Below are 21,403 nucleotides of genomic sequence, written 5' to 3' on the forward strand. Positions count from 1 at the left end.
TGAGAACGCGTTCCGGGTCGGAACGCGCGGGGTTCAGTGCAGTGAGCGCAGACGCGCGGTCAGGGCCCGGCCGACCTCGCCGATGGGCCCCGGCTGGGTCATCTGGCCGTGGTTGCAGTCCATGCGGACGACGTCCAGCGGCTGCGTCACGTACGGGTCCCAGGAGGCGACGTCCGGGGGCATCTCGCCGCGGTCGAGTGCGGCGAAGAAGTACAGGACGGAGCCCTGGTACACGCCCGGTACGTACTCCCGGAAGATGGTGTTGATGTTGTTGTAGGCGACGTACATGCTCTCGAGCTGGTCCTTGTCGAGAGCGCCGAGGGCCATGCCCGACTCGCGCAGCAGCACCGAGACGGTGGCCGCGTCCACCGGTCCCTCGTACGCGGTGATGCCCGCGCCCTCGAGGAGTCCGAGCAGCCACTCGTGCTCGGTGCCGAGGCCGGCCCGCAGATCCGCGTCGTAGTCGTTCTCGGCGGGGTACGAGTCGAGCATGGCGAGCAGGGCGACTTCCTCGCCCGCCGCCTGGAGCTTGGTGGCCATGGCGTGCGCGGCCACGCCGCCGAAGGACCAGCCCAGCAGGTGGTAGGGACCTTCGGGCTGGATCGCCTTGATCTGGTCGAGGTAGTCGTCGGCCATCTCCTCGAGCGTCCGGGGCAGGTTCTCCCGCTGGGTGAGTCCCCGCGCCTGGAGCCCGTAGACCGGGCGGTCGGGCTCGATGTGGCGGAGCAGTCCGTAGTAGTCCCAGCTGGCTCCCATGCCGGAGTGGACGCAGAACAGGGGCGGCAGGTCGCCCCTGGAGCGCAGCGGCAGCATGACCTCCAGCGGGTCGCCGTCGCTTCCGTGGTCCATGCGTTCAACCAGGCGGGCCACGGTCGGGGCCTCGAAGAGGCTCCTGATCGTCAGCTCCACTCCGAACGCGACCCGGATGCGGGCGGCCAGTTCGGTGGCGAGCAGGGAGTGGCCGCCGAGGTCGAAGAAGTTGTCGTCCATCCAGACCTGGGGCAGGCCCAGGGCCTCGGCGAACAGCTTGCAGAGGGTCTCCTCACGGGGCGTGCTCGCCCCGCGCCGGCTCGAGTCGCCTCCGAACACCGGCAACGGCAGGGCCCTGCGGTCCACCTTTCCGTTGGCCGTCAGCGGCAGCTCTGCGAGGACGACCACGGCGGACGGCACCATGTACTCCGGCAGCGACTCGGTGAGGTACCGGCGCAGTTCGGCCGGCTCGGCGGTGACGTCCGGTCGTGGGGTCACGTAGGCGACCAGCCGCTGGTCCCCGGGCGTGTCCTCGCGGACGATCGCCACGGCCTGGTGCACCGCGGCGTGCCGGGCCAGCGCGGTCTCGATCTCGCCCAGCTCGATGCGGAAGCCGCGCAGTTTGACCTGGTCGTCGGCGCGGCCCAGGAACTCCACGCGGCCGTGGGCGTTCCAGCGGGCCCGGTCCCCGGTCCGGTACATCCGCGCCCCCGCCGCGCCGAAGGGGTCGGCGACGAAGCGTTCGCCGGTGAGGGCACGGCGGTTGAGATAGCCACGGGCCAGTCCGGCACCGCCGATGTACAGCTCTCCCTCCACCCCGACCGGGACCGGTCGCAGGGCGTCGTCGAGGACGTAGATCCGGGTGTTGTCCAGGGGCCGCCCGATGGGGAGGACCTGCCCGGCCTCGGGCATTTCGGTGATCCGGTGGCTGATCGCGAAGGTGGTCGTCTCGGTCGGCCCGTAGCCGTTGACCACGGTGAGACCGGGGTGCGCCGTCAGCAGGGCGCGGACCGCGGTCGGCGAGACGACGTCGCCGCCCGCCCAGACCTCGCGCACGTGGGCGAAGCTGCCGGGCGCTTCCTTGGCCATCAGGGAGAAGAGGCCCGAGGTGATGAACAGGGCGCTGGCCTTGCCCTCGTCCAGGGCCGCGCGCAGCACGTCGGCGTCGAAGTCGCCCGGCGGCAGCATCACCGACTGGCCGCCGTTGAGCAGCGGGGTCCACATCTCGTAGGTCGAGGCGTCGAAGGCGTGCGGCGAGTGCAGCAGTACCCGGTCGTGGTTGCCGCCCCGCCAGCACGAATCGAGGGCGAGGTGCGCCACGTCGCGGTGCGTGGCGATGACGCCCTTGGGGGTGCCCGTCGAACCCGAGGTGTAGATGACGTACGCCGGGCAGTCGGCGTGCAGGAGTGCGTGCCGTTCGGACGGCAGCGGATCGGTGTCCGCGAGGGCTGCGGTCCTGGCGCCGACCGCTGCGTCGTCGAGGACGATCCGGGGGATCGCCGCGGTGAGGTCCGCCGGTATCCCGTCGGTGGTGGTGAGGACGGCCGCGGGGGCGGCGTCCGCGAGCATGAAGGCGATCCGCTCGGCCGGGTAGCCCGGGTCCACCGGCACGTAGGCGGCGCCGGCCTTGAGTACGGCGAGTACGGCGACGAACAGTTCCGCCGTGCGGGGCAGTGCCACGGCCACGTACTGCTCGGGCCCCACGCCCTCGTCGATGAGCAGCCGGGCGAGGCGGTTGGCCCGGGCATTGAGCTGCGCGTAGGTCATCTCGGTGCCGACGGACAGCGCGGACACCACGGCGGTGCGCTCGGGCGTCCGCCGCACCTGGGCCTCGAAGAGTTCCGGAAGGCTGCCCGTCGTGACGGGGACGGCCGTGTCGTTCCATTCCTCCAGGACTTGGCCTCGCTCGGCGGCGCCCAGGATCTCGATGGTGCTGGAAGGTGCGTCCGGGGTGGTGGCCACGGCTGCCAGCAGCTGGCCGAGGCGGTCGCCGATGCGTGCCACCGACTGCCTGTCGAAGAGGTCGGTGCTGTAGCGGATGACGCCCAGGATGCCGTCGGCGGAGCCGTCGGCGGCGAACTGCTCCGCGAGCTCGAAGCAGAGGTCGAACTTGCTGGTGCCGGTGTCGATGGGCTGCGGGACGACGTCCAGGCCGGGCAGGTCGACCTCGGGTTCGACGTTGTTCTGCATGCTGAGCATGGTCTGGAAGAGGGGGTGGCGGGCCAGTGAGCGTTCGGGGTTGAGGACCTCCACCAGCCGCTCGAAGGGCACGTCCTGGTGCGCGTACGCCGCAAGGTCCGTCTCCCGCACCCGCGCCACCAGCTCGCGGAACGTCGGGTCCCCCGACACGTCCGTCCGCAGCACCAGCGTGTTCACGAAGAACCCCACCAGATCGTCCAACGCCTCATCGGTCCGACCCGCCACGGGCGTGCCGAGCACGATGTCCTCACCCGCACCCAACCGCGACAGCAGCAGGGCGATCGCGGCCTGCACCACCATGAAGACGCTGGCGTGCGCACCACGGGCCAGCAGCGTGAGCTCGTGGTGGAGAGCGGCGTCCAGCCGGATCTCCAGGGTGTCGCCGCGGAAGGTCGACACGGCCGGGCGGTTCCGGTCCACGGGCAGTTTCAGGTCCTCCGGCAGATGGGCGAGGGACTCCTTCCAGAACGCCAGCTGCCGGGAGATGGCGCTCTGCGGATCGTCCTCGCTGCCCAGGACGTCCTGCTGCCACAGTGCGAAGTCGGCGTACTGCACGGGCAGCGGGGACCATTGCGGCGCCTGGGCGCGCAGCCGTGCCGCGTAGGCCACTGACAGGTCGCGCGCCAGCGGCGCCATGGACCAGCCGTCGGCCGCGACGTGGTGGAGCACCAGGGACAGGACGACCTCACCGGATCCGGCCAGCTCGAACAGCGTGGCGCGGAACGGCAGATCGGTCAGCAGGTCGAAGCCCCGGCCGACTTCGGCCGCCAGCGCGGCGGGCAGGCTCGCCTCGTCGGTCTCCACCACCGTCAGTTCGGCGCCGTCGGCCGGGAGGTCCACCGGTGTCCGCAGCGGCTTGCCGTCCGCTTCGGGGAACACCGTCCGCAGGGTTTCGTGACGGCCGGCCACATCGGTCAGCGCGGCACGCAGCGCGTCCCTGTCGAGGTCGCCGGCCAGGCGCACCAGGAACGGGATGTTGTAGCTGGCGGCGTGCTCCTCGAAGCGGTTGATGATCCACTGGCGGCGCTGGGCGAACGACAGCGGCACCACCTCGGGACGCGGCTGCGGGACCAGGGCCTTGCGCGCGGCGGCCGCGGTGTCGAGCCGACCGGCGAGGGCGGCCGGGGTGGGGTGCTCGAAGAGCTCCCGGATCTCCAGCTCGGCCCCCAGCGTGGAGCGGATCCGCGACACCAGCCGGGTCGCGAGCAGCGAGTGGCCGCCCAGTTCGAAGAAGTTGCCTCCTGCGCCGACCCGGGGCAGTTTCAGTACCTCGGCGAACAGTCCGCACAGGATCTCCTCCTGCGGGGTCTGCGCGGAGCGTCCGCCGGTCAGGGACGTCAGCTCGGGGGCGGGCAGGACCTTCTTGTCCAGCTTGCCGTTGGGGGTGAGCGGTAGCCGGTCGAGGAGGACGAACGCTCCCGGGACCATGTGGTCCGGCAGCTGCCTGGCCGCCCCGCTGCGCAGCTCCGCGACACTGAGCTGCCGGCCGTCGGCGGGCACCGCGTACCCCACCAGTCGCCTGTCCCCAGGACGGTCCTCCCGCATCGTGACGGCTGCCTGGCCCACGCCCGGCAGAGCCGATAGGACCGCCTCCACTTCACCCAGCTCGATGCGGAATCCACGGATCTTGACCTGCTCGTCCGATCGTCCGACGAACTCCAAGTCCCCGTCCGCACGCCAACGCGCCACATCGCCCGTGGCGTACATCCGCTCCCCGGGAGCTCCGTACGGGTCGGCGACGAACCGCTCCGCCGTCTGACCCGCACGCCTCAGATAGCCCCGGGCCAGTTGTCCGCCTGCGAGGTAGAGGTCGCCGGCCACGCCGGGGGCCACCGGCCGCAGCGCGGAGTCCAGCACGTACGCGCGGGTGTTGGCGACCGGCCCGCCGATCGACGGAACACCGCCGCCGGCCGTCAGCGGTTCGCTGAACGTCGAGACCACGGCGGCCTCGGTGGGCCCGTACGCGTTGATCAGGCGGCGCCCGGCCGACCAGCGCGCGATCACCTCGGGCGGGCAGACCTCGCCGCCCGAGACGATCGTCTCCAGCCGTGGCAGGCCGACCGCGGGCAGCGTGGCCAGCAGCGAGGCGGACATCATGACGTGGGTGGCGGCCATGTCTTCCAGGGCCGCGGCGAGTCCGTCGCCGACCAGCTGGCCGTGCGGCAGCGCCAGTGACGCGCCGGAGAGCAGGGCCATCAGCACGTCGCCCACGGACGGGTCGAAGTTCGTGGAGACCGCCTGGAACACGCGGCTGTGCGGACCGACGCCCAGGTTGTCGATGTGCGCGGCGGCCATGCTGGCCGCGCTCCGGTGCACCATCACGACGCCCTTGGGACGTCCGGTGGAACCGGAGGTGTAGATCACATAGGCGGGATGGTTCCCGTCCAGCGAGGCGACGCGCTCTCCGTCGGTGACGTTTCCGGCGGCGAAGGCGGCGAGTTCCCCTTCCGGCACCGGCGCGGAGAGCGTCAGCGCCGGAGCGGAGTCCTCCAGCATGTGGGCCACGCGGTCGGCCGGGTACTGCGGGTCGACCGGGAGGTAGGCGGCCCCCGCCTTCCACACGCCCAGCACGGCGGTGATCCAGTCCACCGAACGCGGCAGCGACAGCGCCACCAGCCGTTCGGGGCCGACCCCGTGCCCGATCAGGTAGCGGGCCATCCGGTTGGCCCGGGCGTTGAGTTCCGCGTACGAGAGCCGGTCGTCGTCCTGGACCACCGCGACGGCGTCCGGGGTCCGGGCGACCTGTGCTTCGAACAGCTGCGGCAGGGTCCCCGCAGGGATGTCCCGTGCCGTGTCGTTCCACTCCTCCAGGACCTGCTGCCGTACGGCGGGGTCCAGGAGGTCGACACGGCCCGCGGGCAGTTCCGGGTCGGCGGCGATGGTCTCGAAGATCCGGACCAGCTGGGTCAGGTAGCCCTCGGCGGTCGCGCGGTCGATGAGGTCGGGCCGGTAGGCGAGTCGCAGCATGAGCTCGCGGCCCGGTCCGGCGGCGAGCGCCAGCGGGTAGTGGGTCGCGTCGCGGCCGGATCCTCCGGAGACCTGCGCCCCCGTGGTGGACGACTCCAGGGTTTCGGTGTCGACGAACTGGTTCTCGAAGACGGTGGCGGTGTCGAAGAGGTTGCCGAGGCCGACCCCGCTCTGTATCTCGGTGAGGCTCAGGAACTGGTGGTCCATCACCTCGATCTGCTCTTCCTGGAGCCGGGAGATGATGCCGCCCAGCGACTCGGCCGGGTCCAGGCGCACCCGGACCGGCAGCGTGTTGATGAACAGGCCGACCATCGTCTCGATGCCGGGTATCTCCGGGGGGCGGCCCGAAACCGTGGTGCCGAACGTGACGTCGTTCCGGCCGGTCAGGGCTCCGAGCAGCAGCCCCCAGGCTCCCTGGACCAGGGTGTTCATCGTCCAGTCGCGGCTGCGCGCCAGGCGCGTGAGGGAGGCCGTGAGCTCCTCCGACAGGGACCCGATGATGTTCTCGGGCGCCACCTCCACCCGGCTCGGGGCATCCGGTACGAGCAGCGTCGGGGCGGTGACCCCGTCCAGTACCGTGCGCCACGCCCGCTCGGCGGCCGGCCGGTCCTGCTTGGACAGCCACAGCAGGTACTCGCGGTACGGCGTGACCGGGGGCAGCGCCGAGGCGTCGCCGCGGCCGGCGTACAGCGCGAACAGTTCGCCGATCAGGATCGGCGAGGACCAGCCGTCCATCAGGATGTGGTGCCGGGTCATCACCAGCCGGTGCTGGTCCCCGCCGAGCTTGACGTGGATGAACCGCATCAGGGGCGGGCGGGCCATGTCGAACTTGCGGGCCCGGTCCTCGTCGAGGATGCGCCGCAGCGCGGCGTCGCGCTCGTCGGCGGCCAGTGCGCTGAGGTCCTCCTCCTCCCAGCGCAGCGGCACCTCGCGCCGGATCACCTGTACGGGGCGCTCCCCCTGCCGGCGGAATCCGGCGCGCAGCACGGCGTGCCGCTGCTGGAGGGCCCGGGCCGCCAGCCGCATGGCGTCGGCGTCGAAGTCGGCGCCCAGGTGGAACACGCTCTGCACGGTGTAGAGGTCCAGGCCCTGCGTGTCGTACTGCGCGTGGAAGAGCAGACCTTCCTGGAGCGGGCCCAGGGGCAGGACGTCTTCAATCCGGGACTGCTTCATGCCGAAAGCTCCTCGTCGTCCTCGTCCAGCTCGTCTTCCAGTTCGTCCATCTGCGCCTGGGTGAGACCGGCCAGGGAGAGGTCCGACGGGACGGCGCCGCCCCCGCCGCCCCGGGCCACGTGCGTCACCAGCGCGTCGAGCGCCCGTGCCCAGTTCTCGCTGATGTCGCGCACCTCGCTCTCGGTGAAGAGCGCGCTGGGCCACGACCAGACGGCGGTGAGGCGCGGGCCCGACCGGTGGTCCTCGGTGAGCGCGTTGACCGAGAGGGCGTGTGCGATCGGTGCGTCCTCGTCCAGCAGGCCGGGGATCTGCTCGGGAGCCGGGGACCAGTCGCCCGCGACGGAGACGTCGGCCGGCGCGAAGCGGCCCAGGTAGTTGAAGCCGATCTGTCGGGGCAGGTGTTCGGCCAGGGCGCTCGACGTGTCCGCGTTGACGTAGCGCAGCAGGCCGAATCCCATGCCGTTGTCCGGCAGCGCCGCGAGCTGTGCCTTGACGGTGCTCAGGGCCGCCCCGATGGCCGGGCCGCCGGCCCACGCCTGTGCCCAGTCCACCTCTCCCGGGTCCAGGCGGACCGGGTAGACGTTGGTGAACCAGCCGATGGTGCGGGAAAGGTCGACCCCGTCGATGAACTCCTCGCGGCCGTGTCCTTCGAGGTCCACCAGGACCGCGTTGTCCTCGCCGCCGCCCCGGCGGCGCCGCCAGTCGGCGACGGCCAGTGCGAGGGTGGTCAGCAGTACGTCGTTGACACCGGCGTTGAAGGCGGCGGGAACGGTGGTGAGCAGGGCGCTGGTGCACTCCGCCGAGAGCTCCTGGGTGACCAGGCGCAGGGTCGCCATCACGTCCTGCGTGGGGTCCAGCGGCCGCTCGGTGAGCAGCTCGTCCGGAACGTCGAGCAGGTCGTTCCACAGAGCGAGCTGCTGGGTCCGCTCAGCGGTGTGCGCGGCTTCCTGAAGGTGCTCTGCCCAGCGCCTGAAGGAGGTGCCCACCGGCTCCAGGGCCGGCTGCTTGCCGTCGGCCAGCGCCTGCCAGGCCGCGGCGAGGTCCGTTTCCAGGATGCGCCAGGACACTCCGTCCACCACGAGGTGGTGCTGTACGAGGAGCAGCTCTCCCGACCGTCCGGGACCGGCGTCGTACCAGACCGCCTGGAACATGGCGCCCTGCTCGGGGGAAATGCGGTCCCACGCGGCGTCGGAGCGCTCCTTGCGGACCGCGCGCAGGGCGTCCCCTTCGAGGCCGCTGACGTCGACCCGCTCCACACGGTCGGCGGCCCGTACGGCCCCGCGCTCGCGGATCTCCAGCTCCCATTCGCCTCCGTTGACGGCGCGCTCGAGCCTCATGCGCAGCGCGTCGTGGTGGTCGAACACCGCCTGGAGCGCGTCCGTCAGCCGCTCCAGGCCGAGGTCGGACGGCACCCGCAGCACCTTGGACTGGCTGTACCGGCCGATCGGACCGCCCCGCTCCCGCAGCCGGTGCATGACCGGCAGCAGCGGCATCTTGCCGGTGCCGGTGTCCGCCCCCTGCACCTTGGGGGCCTTCACGCCGCCGACCACGGCGGCCAGCGCCTCGACGGTCTTGTGCTGGAAGACGGCGCGGGGGGTGACCGCCAGACCCGCCTTGCGGGCGCGGCTGACGAGCTGGATGGAGACGATGCTGTCGCCGCCGAGGTCGAAGAAACTGTCGTCGATGCCGACTTCCGGCACGCCCAGCAGTTCCTGGAACAGCCCGCACAAGATCTCTTCGGCCGGTGTGCGTGCCGAGCGCTTGGCGCCCTCGGTGCCGTAGTCGGGCGCGGGCAGCGCCTTGCGGTCCAGCTTGCCGTGCGCGGTGAGCGGCAGTGCGTCCAGGACCACCACGGCCGCCGGGACCATGTGGTCGGGCAGGCGTTCCGCGAGGCTCTTGCGGAGCGCGGCCGGGCTGGGCTCGGCGTCGCCGGCCGCCACCACATAGCCGATGATCTTCCGGTCGCCCGGAGCGTCCTCGCGGACCACCACCACGGCCTGGGCGACGGAGTCCTGCTGCACGAGCGCGGACTCGATCTCGCCGAGTTCGATGCGGTAACCGCGGACCTTGACCTGGTCGTCGACCCGCCCGAGGTACTCGAGGTTGCCGTCGGCCCGCCAGCGCGCCAGATCACCCGTGCGGTACATCCGCGCGCCGGACGGCCCGTACGGGTCGGCGACGAAGCGTTCGGCGGTCAGCGACCGCCGGTTGAGGTAGCCGCGGGCGATGCCGGAGCCGGCGATGTACAGCTCGCCCGCGACACCGGGGGCGGTCGGGCTCAGACCGGCGTCGAGGACGTACAGCCGCGCGTTGCCCTGCGGACGCCCGATCGGTACGGGCCCGGACGGGACCTCTGCGCCCGGCTCGATCCTGAACTCGGCGCAGTTGACGGTGGCTTCGGTGGGTCCGTACACGTTGAGCACGGTGGCCCGCGGGTGCCGGGCGCGCCACTCGGTGATCATGTCGCCGAACAGCGCTTCGCCGCCCATCAGCAGCTCACCGCTCGGGGAGAACGCGTCAGGAAGCGAGCCCAGGAGCGGCAGGTGGCTGGGGGTCGCCTTGAGGAAGGTGCACGGCGCTTCCCGCAGGCCGTCCACCACCGCCGCTGCGGCGTCCTCCTCCAGCGCCGTCAAGTGGACGGTCCCGCCGGTCACCAGCGGCGTGTACAGCGCCGTGACGGTGAGGTCGAAGGAGAGCGTGGAGTGCAGGATCGCGGCGCCCCGCGCGCTCGGGTAGGAGGCACCGGTCCACGCCAGGTAGTCGGCAACGGAGCGGTGCTCGACCACGACGCCCTTGGGCGTTCCGGTGGAGCCTGACGTGTAGATCACGTACGCCGGGTGGGACGGGCGGAGCGGTAGCCGCCGGTCGTCGTCCGTGGGGGCGTGCGCCGACTGCGCCGCGAGGGCGGCGGCCGTGTCCTCCTGGTCGAGGAGCACCTGCGGGACCGTCCCGGCCGGAAGTCCGGGTGCGGTGGCACCGTTGGTGAGCAGGAGGACGGGCCCGGCGTCGTCGATCATGAAGGCGATGCGCTCGACCGGGTACTCCGGGTCGATCGGCAGGTAGGCGGCGCCGCTCTTGAGCACGGCGATCGCCGCGGTGATCTGGTCCACGGACCGGGGCAGCGCGATGGCCACCAGCTGCTCGGGGCCCGCACCCTCGGCGATGAGGTGGTGTGCGAGGCGGTTGGCCCGGGCGTCGAGCTGGGCGTACGTGAGCGAGTCGCCCTCGTGCACCAGGGCGGTGCTGTCGGGCGTACGCGCCGCCTGCGCCTCGAAGAGCTCCGGCACCAGGGACTGCGGGAGCTCGCGAGCGGTGTCGTTCCACTCGACCAGGACACGGTGGCGCTCGGCCTCGTCGAGGACCTCGATGCGCCCGACGGCCTGTTCGGGATCGGAGACCGCGCAGTTCAGGACTCGGACGAACCGGGCCAGCAGTCCCTCGGCCGTCTCGGGGTCGAACAGGTCAGAGCTGTAACGGAGGTAGCCCTCGATGCCGTCGGGGGCACCGTCGTCGAAGCGCTCGGCCAGCTCGAAGGAGAGGTCGAACTTGCTGGACGCGAGGGCGACCGGTTCTTCGACGGAGGTGACGCCGGGCAGGTCGGCCTCGGGCTCCTCGTTGTTCTGGAGGTTGAGCATGACCTGGAAGAGGGGGTGGCGGGCCAGTGAGCGTTCGGGGTTGAGGACCTCCACCAGCCGCTCGAAGGGCACGTCCTGGTGCGCGTACGCCGCAAGGTCCGTCTCCCGCACCCGTGCCACCAGCTCGCGGAACGTCGGATCCCCCGACACGTCCGTCCGCAGCACCAGCGTGTTCACGAAGAACCCCACCAGATCGTCCAACGCCTCATCGGTCCGACCCGCCACGGGCGTGCCGAGCACGATGTCCTCACCCGCACCCAACCGCGACAACAACGCCGCCAAGCCGGCCTGCACCACCATGAACAGACTCGACCGGCTCTCACGCGCCAACGCCGTCAGACCCCGGTGCAGCCCCGCATCCAGCCGGAACCCCACCGCACCACCCGCACCGCTCAACGCCACCGGACGCACCCGGTCCACCGGCAGCGACAACTCCTCCGGCGACCCGGCCAACGACTCCTTCCAGAACACCAACTGCCGGGAGATCGCACTCTCCGGATCGTCCTCGCTACCCAGCACCTCCCGCTGCCACAACGCGAAGTCGGCGTACTGCACCGGCAACGGGGACCACTGCGGCACCCCACCACCCACCCGAGCCCCGTAAGCCACCGACAGGTCCCGCACCAACGGAGCCAACGACCACCCGTCCGCCGCAATGTGGTGGATGGTCAGCATCAGGACGTGCTCGTCGGAGCCGAGGACGAACAGCCGGGCGCGCAGCGGAATGCCGGCGCTGAGGTCGAAGCCGCGGGCGGCCTCGGCCGCCAGTGCTCCGGGCAGTTCCGCTTCGGTTGTCTCACTCGTGACGAGCCGTACGTCCGCGCCGTCCAGGATGGTCTGGCAGGGGGTGCCGTCCTGTTCGGGGTAGACCGTCCTGAGGGTCTCGTGGCGCTCCGCCAGATCCACCAGGGCGGCGTGCAGGGCTAGCCGGTCCAGCTCACCCGTCAGGCGCACCGCGAACGGAATGTTGTAAGCGGCGGCGCCGTCCTCGAACCGGTTGAGGAACCACTGGCGGCGCTGGGCGAAGGACAGCGGTACGACGTCGGGACGCACGTGGGGCACGAGGGCACCGCGTGCGACGCCCGCACCGGCCACAACGGCGGCCAGCCGCGCAGGAGTCGGCGCCTCGAAGAGCTCCCGGATCTCCAGCTCCACGCCCAGGGCCGAGCGCACCCGCGACACCAGCCGCGTCGCCAACAACGAGTGACCGCCCAACTCGAAGAAGTGGTCGTCCACACCGACCCGGGCCACACCCAGCACCTCGGCGAACAACCCGCACAGGATCTCCTCCTGCGCCGACCGCGCCACCCGACCCGCACCCGAAACCACCTCCGGCGCCGGCAGAGCACCCCGATCCACCTTGCCGTTCGGCGTCAGCGGCAAATCCTCCAGCACCACCACCGCCGACGGCACCATGTACTCCGGAAGCCGCTCCGCCACACCACCACGCAGCTCCGCGACACTGAGCTGCCGGCCGTCGGCGGGCACCGCGTACCCCACCAGCCGCCTGTCCCCCGGACGGTCCTCCCGCACCGTCACAACCGCCTGACCCACACCCGGCAGAGCCGAAAGAACCGCCTCCACCTCACCCAACTCGACGCGGAAACCACGGACCTTGACCTGCTCGTCCGAACGCCCGACGAACTCCAACACCCCGTCCGCACGCCAACGCGCCACATCACCCGTGGCGTACATCCGCTCCCCGGGAACCCCGAACGGATCCGCGACGAACCGCTCCGCCGTCAGACCCGCACGCCCCAGATAACCCCGCGCCAACTGCACACCCGCGAGGTAGAGGTCGCCGGCCACGCCGGGGGCCACCGGCCGCAACACCGAATCCAACACGTACGCGCGGGTGTTCCAGACCGGGCGGCCGATGGCCACCGTGCCGGTGCCGGTCTCCTCGGCGCAGTGCCAGGAGGTGACGTCCACAGCGGCTTCGGTCGGACCGTAGAGGTTGTGCAGTTCCGCGTCGAGCACGCGCGCGAACCGCTGCCGCAGCTCGACGGGGAGGGCCTCGCCGCTGCAGATCACCCTGCGCAGGACCGTGCAGTCGGCCGCGGTCGGCTCCTGGAGGAACACCTGGAGCATCGACGGCACGAAGTGCGCGGTCGTGACCTGGTGGGTGCGGATCAGCTCGGCCAGGTAGACGGGGTCCTTGTGGCCCCCGGGCCGGGCGACGACGAGCGTGGCGCCCGCCGCGAGCGGCCAGAAGAACTCCCAGACCGACACGTCGAAGCTGGACGGGGTCTTCTGAAGGACCCGGTCCTCGGCAGTGAGCCGGTACTGGTCCTGCATCCACAGCAGGCGGTTGGTGATGGCTGCGTGGGAGACCACCACGCCCTTGGGACGCCCCGTGGATCCGGACGTGTAGATCACATAGGCGGGGCTGTCGGGGGAGAGCTCCGCCACCCGGTCAGCGACGCGTACGTCGGTGACCGGGCCGGCCGCGAGGACGGCGCGCGTCGCGGGATCGTCGAGCCTGAGGACGGGCACGGCTTCGTCCCCGGGCAGACCCTCCGCGGTCTCGGCCGTGGCCAGGACCAGCGCCGGTGCGGCGTCCTGCAGCATGTACGCGATGCGCTGCGCCGGGTAGTCGGGGTCCACCGGCAGATACGCGGCGCCCGTCTTCAGTACGGCTTGGAGTGCCACGATCAGCTCGACCGACCGGGGCAGGGCGAGCGCGACGCGCTGCTCGGGGCCAATGCCCAGCCCGATGAGGTGGTGCGCGAGCCGGTTGGCACGGGCGTTCAGCTCCGCGTACGACAGCGATTCGTCCTGGAAGACCAGCGCGGCGTGCTCCGGGGTACGGGCCGCCTGGGCCTCGAAGAGCTCCGGCAGGGTGGTCCGGGGGACCTCGTGCGCGGTGGCGTTCCACTCCGTGACCACCTGGCCGCGCACCTTCGGGTCCAGCGTGTCGAACGCGGCCAGGGGCTGGTCCGCGTCGGCCAGCACCGCACCGAACGTCCGCTCCAGCCGATCCGCGATCCGGGCGACCCCGTCGCGGTCGAGGAGGTCGGGACGGAAGCCGAGCTGGAGGCGGAGCCTGCGGCCGGGCGTGGCGATGAGGCTGAGCGGATAGTGGGTGGCGTCGTATCCGCGGAAGCCCGATATGCGTACGCCGTCGACGGTGCGGTCGAACCCCGCGGGGTCGTCGGGGTAGTTCTCGAAGACCAGGAGCGAGTCGAAGAGCTCGGCCGAGCCGGCCAGACGCTGGAGTTCCGTCAGACCCAGGTGCTGGTGGGCGAGCAGACCCGCCTGCTGGTCCTGGAGCCGGGTGAGCACTCCGGCGACCGGCTCGGTCGGCACGTCCAACCGCACGCGGACCGGCAGGGTGTTGATGAACAGCCCGACCATCGTCTCCACACCGGGGATCTCCGGCGGGCGCCCGGAGACGGTGGCGCCGAAGACCACGTCGTCCCTCCCGGTGAGCGAGCTGAGCAGCAGCCCCCACACGCCCTGGACCACGGTGTTCAGCGTCCAGCCACGGCTGCGCGCCAGCTCGGTCAGCGCGGCGGTGTGCTCCTCGGAGAGCTCGGCGGTGAACGTTTCGGGTACCGCCGAGGCACCGCTCGTCCGGTCCGCGACGAGCAGGGTCGGCTCGGACACGTCGGCCAGCACCGGGCGCCAAGCCTCTTCGGCGGCTGTCCGGTCCTGCCTCGCCTGCCATTCCAGGTAGGCGCGGTACGGCGTCACCCGCGGCAGTTCGATGCCGTCGCCCCGGCTCCCGTAGAGGGAACAGAGCTCGTCCAGGAGCACGGGGAACGACCAGCCGTCGATCAGGATGTGGTGCATCGACAGCAGCAGGCGGTACCGGTCGTCGGCGAGCCGGACGAGAGTGAAGCGCAGCAGTGGCGGCCGGGTGAGGTCGAAGCGGCGGCCGCGCTCCTCGTCCGTGAGCCGCGCCAGCTCCGTCACGCGGTCGGGCTCGGTCCGTTCGCGCAGGTCGACCTCGCGCCAGGGCAGCTCGACCTCGTGCGGGATGACCTGGACGGGGCGGTTGAGCTTCTCGTATCGGAAGCCGGCGGCCAAGTTGGGGTGGCGCCGCAACAGGGCCTGTCCGGCCGCCTTCAGCGCCTCTGCGTCAAGCTTTCCCTCCAGGTCGAGGGAGAGTTGCACGGTATAGGCGTCCACTGCCTCGTTGTCGTACAGGGAGTGGAACAGCATTCCTTCCTGCAACGGCGTGAGAGGCAGTACATCAGCGATTCCAGACTTGGCCATTACGACATCCTCCAGTCAGATTCCAGCAGGTCGATTTCAGCCTGGGACAGCGACACCAGAGGCAGATCCGACGGGGTCCTGCTATTGATTTCAGAGTTCTCGGCACATATCGACAGGGATTTCAGCGCTCTGAACCACAGGCGGCCCAGCTCTCGTACGTCCGTTTCCGACAGGATTTCTTCCGACCACGACCAGTTGGCCACCAGCCGGGGGCCGTCGCGGTGGTCCTGCGTCACCGCGTTGATCTCCAGAACGTGTGCCAGCGGCATCAGGGGGTCCGCGTCCGCCGTGATGACATCGGCGCCGTCGGCCGTGCCCCAGTCCACCGCCCCGTCCGCGTCATGGGCGGCGAGCCGGCCCAGATAGTTGAAGGCGATCTCCGGATCCGGCCGGCCGGCCAGCTCCCGTGCGGTGTCCGGGTTCAGGTGGCGCAGCAGGCCGAACCCCAGTCCGTTGTCGGGCAGTTCCCGTACCTGCTCCTTGACGCGTTTGAAGGCGTCCGCGACCGCCGGCCCGCCGTCCCACACTCGGGACCAGTCGAGCCGTCCGGGGTCGAGCCGGAGCGGGTGGATGCTCGTGAACCAGCCGACGGTACGGGAGAGGTCGACCCCGCTGGTGAACTCCTCCCGGCCGTGTCCCTCCACGTTGACCAGCACCGCATGGTCGCTACCGTTCCCGCTCCTGTGCCGCCGGTAGGCGACGGCCAGGGCCAGGGCGGTCAGCAGGACGTCGTTGACTCCCGCGTTGAACGCCGCCGGCACCGTGGTGAGCAGGGGCGCCGTCTCGTCCGGCGGCAGGGTCAGGCTCAGGGTCCGTGCGGTGGCCACGGTGTCCCGGGCCGGATCCAGCGACCGACTGCCGAGCCGCGGGCCTGCGTTCCGCAGCCGGCCGACCCATTTCTCGGTCTCGGCCCGGCGGTCCGGGTCGTTCGCCGAACCCGCCAGCAGCTCGGCCCAGCGACGCAGGGACGTACCGACCGGCTGCGGGTCGGGGGTCTTCCCGGCTGTGACCGCCTGCCAGGCCGCGGCGAGGTCCGGGACCAGGATGTGCCAGGACACTCCGTCCACCACGAGGTGGTGCAGGGCGAGCAGGAGCCGCCCGGGCCGGCCGGGCCCGCCGTCGAACCAGACGGCTTGGACCATCACCCCGCCGTCGGGGTCCAGCCGGGCCCGCGCCGCGGCGGACCTCTCCTCGATCACCGCGTGCAGGGCGTCCCCTTCGAGGCCGCTGACGTCGACCCGCTCCACACGGTCGGCGGCCCGTACGGCCCCGCGCTCGCGGATCTCCAGCTCCCATTCGCCTCCGTCGACGGCGCGCTCGAGCCTCATGCGCAGCGCGTCGTGGTGGTCGAACACCGCCTGGAGCGCGTCCGTCAGCCGCTCCAGGCCGAGGTCGGACGGCACCCGCAGCACCTTGGACTGGCTGTACCGGCCGATCGGACCGCCCCGCTCCCGCAGCCAGGACACGATGGGGGTGCGGCCCAGTTTCCCGACGCCCCGGTCCGGGACCACGACCGGCCCGGTCACCGTTTCGGCGGCGGCGGCCAGTGCTTCGACGGTCCGGTGCCGGAAGACGTCCCGGGGGGAGAAGGCGAGGCCGGCGGCACGGGCGCGGCTGACGAGTTGGATGGAGACGATGCTGTCGCCGCCGAGGTCGAAGAAGTTGTCGTCGATCCCGACCCGGGGCACGTCCAGCACCTCGGCGAACAACCCGCACAACACCTCCTCACGAGGCGTCCGCGGCGCACGACCACCCACCACACCCGACACCTCGGGCACCGGCAACCGCCGCACGTCCAACTTCCCGTTCACCGTCAACGGCAACGCATCCAGCACCACGAACGCCGACGGCACCATGTACTCCGGCAACACCGACCCCGCAAAACCCCGCAACTCCACACCCGACACCACCACACCCGCCACCGGCACCACATACGCCACCAACCGCCGCTCCCCCGGCTGGTCCTCCCGCACCACCACCGCCGCATGCCCCACACCCGCATGCCCCGCCAAAACAGCCTCGACCTCACCCACCTCAATACGGAAACCCCGCACCTTCACCTGAGAATCCGCACGCCCCACAAACTCCAAAACACCCCCACGCGACCACCGCACCACATCACCCGTGCGATACATCCGCCCACCCACACCACCAAACGGATCCGCCACAAAACGCTCCGAAGACAACCCCGGACGCCCCAAATACCCCCGCGCCAAACCCGCCCCAGCCACATACAACTCCCCCGCCACACCCGGCGGAACCAACCTCAAACCAGAATCCAACACATAAACCCGCAAATCATCGATCGCCTCACCGATCACACTCCCCGCAACACCCCGCCCCACACCCACACAACCCGAATCCAACGCCACATAACTCACATGAACCGTCGTCTCCGTAATCCCATACATATTCACCAACACCGGAGCCGAATCCGAATGCCGCTCAAACCAATCCCCAAGACGCCACACATCCAACGCCTCACCACCAAACACCACACACCGCAGCACCAGACCCGAACCCACCCCAGGATTCTCCCGATCCGCCTGCATCAACTGATAAAAAGCCGACGGCGTCTGATTCAACACCGTCACACCCTCATCAACCAACAACCCCAAAAACTCCACCGGAGACCGACTCACCGAGAACGGCACCACCACCAGCCGCCCACCCCGCAACAACGGCCCCCACAACTCCCACACCGAAAAATCAAACGCAAACGAATGGAACAACGTCCACACATCATCCGCGCCGAACCCAAACCACCGATCCGTCGACCCAAACAAACGCACCACATTCCCATGCGGCACCACCACACCCTTAGGACGCCCCGTCGACCCCGACGTATAAATCACATACGCCGGACTCGCCGACCACACCCCACCCAAAAGCTCCCCCGCCACCAAATCCACACCCGACCCGACAGCAACCTCCCCCACCACATCCACCGCATCCAACACCAACACCGGAACCCCAAAACCCTCCGGCAAACTCCCCGCACTCTCCTCCGTCACCAACACCAACGACGGACCCGCATCACCCAACACATACGCAATCCGATCCGCCGGATAATCCGGATCCACCGGAACATACGCACCACCCGCCTTCAACACCGCCAGCACCGCCACCACCAAATCAACCGACCGCGGCAACACCAACCCCACAAAACCCTCAGGCCCCACCCCACGCGACACCAACACCCGCGCAAGACGATTCGCCCGCGCATTCAACTCCCCATACGAAACCGAAACACCCTCACACACCACCGCAACACGATCAGGAGCACACCCCACCTGCTCCTCAAACAACCCCGACAACGTCACCGCATCCCCAACACCACCACCAACACCCCCACCCCCGTTCCACTCCACCAACAACCGCTCCCGCTCCACCCCACCCAACAGATCAACCCCACCCACCGGCAGATCTGCATCGGCGACGACGGCCTCGAGGAAACGTACGAACCGCTCCGTGAGGGAAACCGCGCTGGCTCGGTCGAAAAGGTCCTCGCTGTACTCGAGAACGCCGCTGATTCCCTGCGGATCCCCGTCGGTCGTCTGCTCGGTCAATTCGAAGGAGAGGTCGAATTTCGCCGTGCGCGTCCGCACGCCCTCGGTACGGACGTCCAGTCCGTCCAGTACCAGGGGTTCTTCCTCGTTGTTCTGGAGGACGAGCATGGTCTGGAAGAGGGGGTGGCGGGCCAGTGAGCGTTCGGGGTTGAGGACCTCCACCAGCCGCTCGAAGGGCACGTCCTGGTGCGCGTACGCCGCAAGGTCCCCCTCCCGCACCCGTGCCACCAGCTCGCGGAACGTCGGATCCCCCGACACGTCCGTCCGCAGCACCAGCGTGTTCACGAAGAACCCCACCAGATCGTCCAACGCCTCATCGGTCCGACCCGCCACGGGCGTGCCGAGCACGATGTCCTCACCCGCACCCAACCGCGACAACAACGCCGCCAAGCCCGCCTGCACCACCATGAACAGACTCGACCGGCTCTCACGCGCCAACGCCGTCAGACCCCGGTGCAGCCCCGCATCCAGCCGGAACCCCACCGCACCACCCGCACCGCTCAACGCCACCGGACGCACCCGGTCCACCGGCAGCGACAACTCCTCCGGCGACCCGGCCAACGACTCCTTCCAGAACACCAACTGCCGGGAGATCGCACTCTCCGGATCGTCCTCGCTACCCAGCACCTCCCGCTGCCACAACGCGAAGTCGGCGTACTGCACCGGCAACGGGGACCACTGCGGCACCCCACCGCCCACCCGAGCCCCGTAAGCCACCGACAGGTCCCGCACCAACGGAGCCAACGACCACCCGTCCGCCGCAATGTGGTGGAAGACCAGGGAGAGCACCGCATCGCCGGATCCGGCCGGGTCGAACAGCGTGGCCCGGAAGGGCAGATCGGTCAGCAGGTCGAAGCCGCGGGCCGTCTCGGCCGCCAGCGCTCGGGGCAGTTCCGCCTCGGTGGTCTCCCGCTCGGTCAGAGCCACCTCCACCGCGTCCTTGAGCAGCTGCCGGGGCGCGCCGTCCTGCTCGGGGTAGACCGTCCTGAGGGTCTCGTGGCGCTCCGCCAGATCCACCAGGGCGGCGTGCAGGGCTAGCCGGTCCAGCTCACCCGTCAGGCGCACCGCGAACGGAACGTTGTAAGCGGCGGCGCCGTCCTCGAACCGGTTGAGGAACCACTGGCTTCGTTGCCCGAAGGACAGCGGTACGACATCGGGACGCACCTGCGGTACCAGTGCACCGCGAGCGGCGCCCGCAGCGCCGAGCCGGGGAGCGAGCCCGGCCGGGGTGGGGTGCTCGAAGAGCTCCCGGATGTCCAGCTCCACGCCCAGGGCCGAGCGCACCCGCGACACCAGCCGCGTCGCCAACAACGAGTGACCGCCCAACTCGAAGAAGTGGTCGTCCACACCGACCCGGGCCACACCCAGCACCTCGGCGAACAACCCGCACAGGATCTCCTCCTGCGCCGACCGCGCCACCCGACCCGCACCCGAAACCACCTCCGGCGCCGGCAGAGCACCCCGATCCACCTTGCCGTTCGGCGTCAGCGGCAGCCGGTCGAGGAGGACGAACGCTCCCGGGACCATGTACTCCGGAAGCCGCTCCGTCACACCACCACGCAGCTCCGCGACACTGAGCTGCCGGCCGTCGGCGGGCACCGCGTACCCCACCAGCCGCCTGTCCCCCGGACGGTCCTCCCGCACCGTCACAACCGCCTGACCCACACCCGGCAGAGCCGAAAGAACCGCCTCCACCTCACCCAACTCGACGCGGAATCCACGGATCTTGACCTGCTCGTCCGAACGCCCGACGAACTCCAACACCCCGTCCGCACGCCAACGCGCCACATCACCCGTGGCGTACATCCGCTCCCCGGGAACCCCGAACGGATCCGCGACGAACCGCTCCGCCGTCAGACCCGCACGCCCCAGATAACCCCGCGCCAACTGCACACCCGCCAGATACAGCTCACCCGTGGCCCCCGACGCCACCGGCTGCAACACCGAATCCAGCACGTACGCACGGGTGTTGGAGACCGGAGCCCCGATCGGTGCCGCTTCGCCGTCGGGTACCAGTGCACTGCTCAGGGTCGACGCGACCGCAGCCTCGGTGGGGCCGTAGGCGTTGATCAGTCGGCGGCCCGCGGACCAGCGGGCCACCAGCTCGGGTGAGCACGCCTCACCGCCGGTCACCACGCATCCCAGCAACGGCAGCCCGCCCTCGGCGAGCGGCACGGTCGCCAGGACCGGTGCGGGCAGCATGACGTGCGTGATCGCCTCGGACTCCAGCAGAGCCGCCAGCTCGTCGCCGACGACCTGGCCGCGGGGCAGCACGAGGGTGCCGCCGGACAACAGCGTCATCAGCAGGTCGCCCAGTGACGGGTCGAAATTGGGCGACACCGCCTGGAGCACCCGGGAGCCGGCACCGACCCCCAGGTGCTCGATGTGCACCGCCGCCATGTTCACGGCGCCGCGCTGCGGTACGACCACGCCCTTGGGACGCCCCGTGGATCCGGACGTGTAGATCACGTAGGCGGGGTGGTGTCCGTCCAGAGGGGCGGTGCGCTCCCCGTCGCCCACGTTCTGCAGGGGCAGGGCGGCCAGTTCCTCCTCCGGGACGGCCGAGGAAAGGGTCAACACCGGGGCCGAGTCCTCCAGCATGTACGCCACGCGGTCCGCCGGGTAGCCCGGATCGACCGGCAGGTAGGCCGCGCCGGCCTTCCAGACGCCCAGCACGGCGACGACCCAGTCCACCGAACGCGGCAGCGACAGCGCCACGAGGCTCTCGGGTCCCACCTCGCGGGACAGGAGGAAACGCGCGACCTGATTCGCCCGCGCGTTCAGCTCCGCGTACGAGACCGCTTCCCCCCGGCACACCACCGCGGTGTTGTCCGGACCCCGCTCCACCTGCGCCTCGAAGAGCTCCGGCAGAGTGCGGTGCTGGTGACC

Annotated in this window: 2 protein-coding genes and 1 pseudogene; all 3 read right to left on the reverse strand. The window is 70.5% G+C overall.

Annotated features, from left to right (window positions below):
* Positions 1-33: 33 nt before the first annotated feature.
* Complete coding sequence (locus tag OG386_RS11340) at positions 34-7,089, reverse strand: non-ribosomal peptide synthetase (RefSeq protein WP_328788041.1); 7,056 nt, start codon at positions 7,087-7,089, stop codon at positions 34-36.
* A complete protein-coding gene (locus OG386_RS11345) occupies positions 7,086-14,945 on the reverse strand; it encodes a non-ribosomal peptide synthetase (protein WP_328788042.1) in 7,860 nt (2,619 codons plus the stop codon). The genes OG386_RS11340 and OG386_RS11345 overlap by 4 nt, the downstream gene beginning before the upstream one ends.
* Positions 14,945-21,388: pseudogene (locus OG386_RS11350) on the reverse strand (amino acid adenylation domain-containing protein); the annotation flags it as partial. The gene OG386_RS11345 and the pseudogene OG386_RS11350, both read right to left, overlap by 1 nt.
* Positions 21,389-21,403: the final 15 nt, after the last annotated feature.

This window comes from Streptomyces sp. NBC_00273, from assembly GCF_036178145.1.
Lineage (GTDB): Bacteria > Actinomycetota > Actinomycetes > Streptomycetales > Streptomycetaceae > Streptomyces.

Excerpts from the sequence above, each read along its gene's own strand:
- OG386_RS11340 (WP_328788041.1), bottom strand. The coding sequence starts at position 7,089 with ATGAAGCAGTCCCGGATTGAAGACGTCCTGCCCCTGGGCCCGCTCCAG.
- OG386_RS11345 (WP_328788042.1), bottom strand. The coding sequence starts at position 14,945 with ATGGCCAAGTCTGGAATCGCTGATGTACTGCCTCTCACGCCGTTGCAG.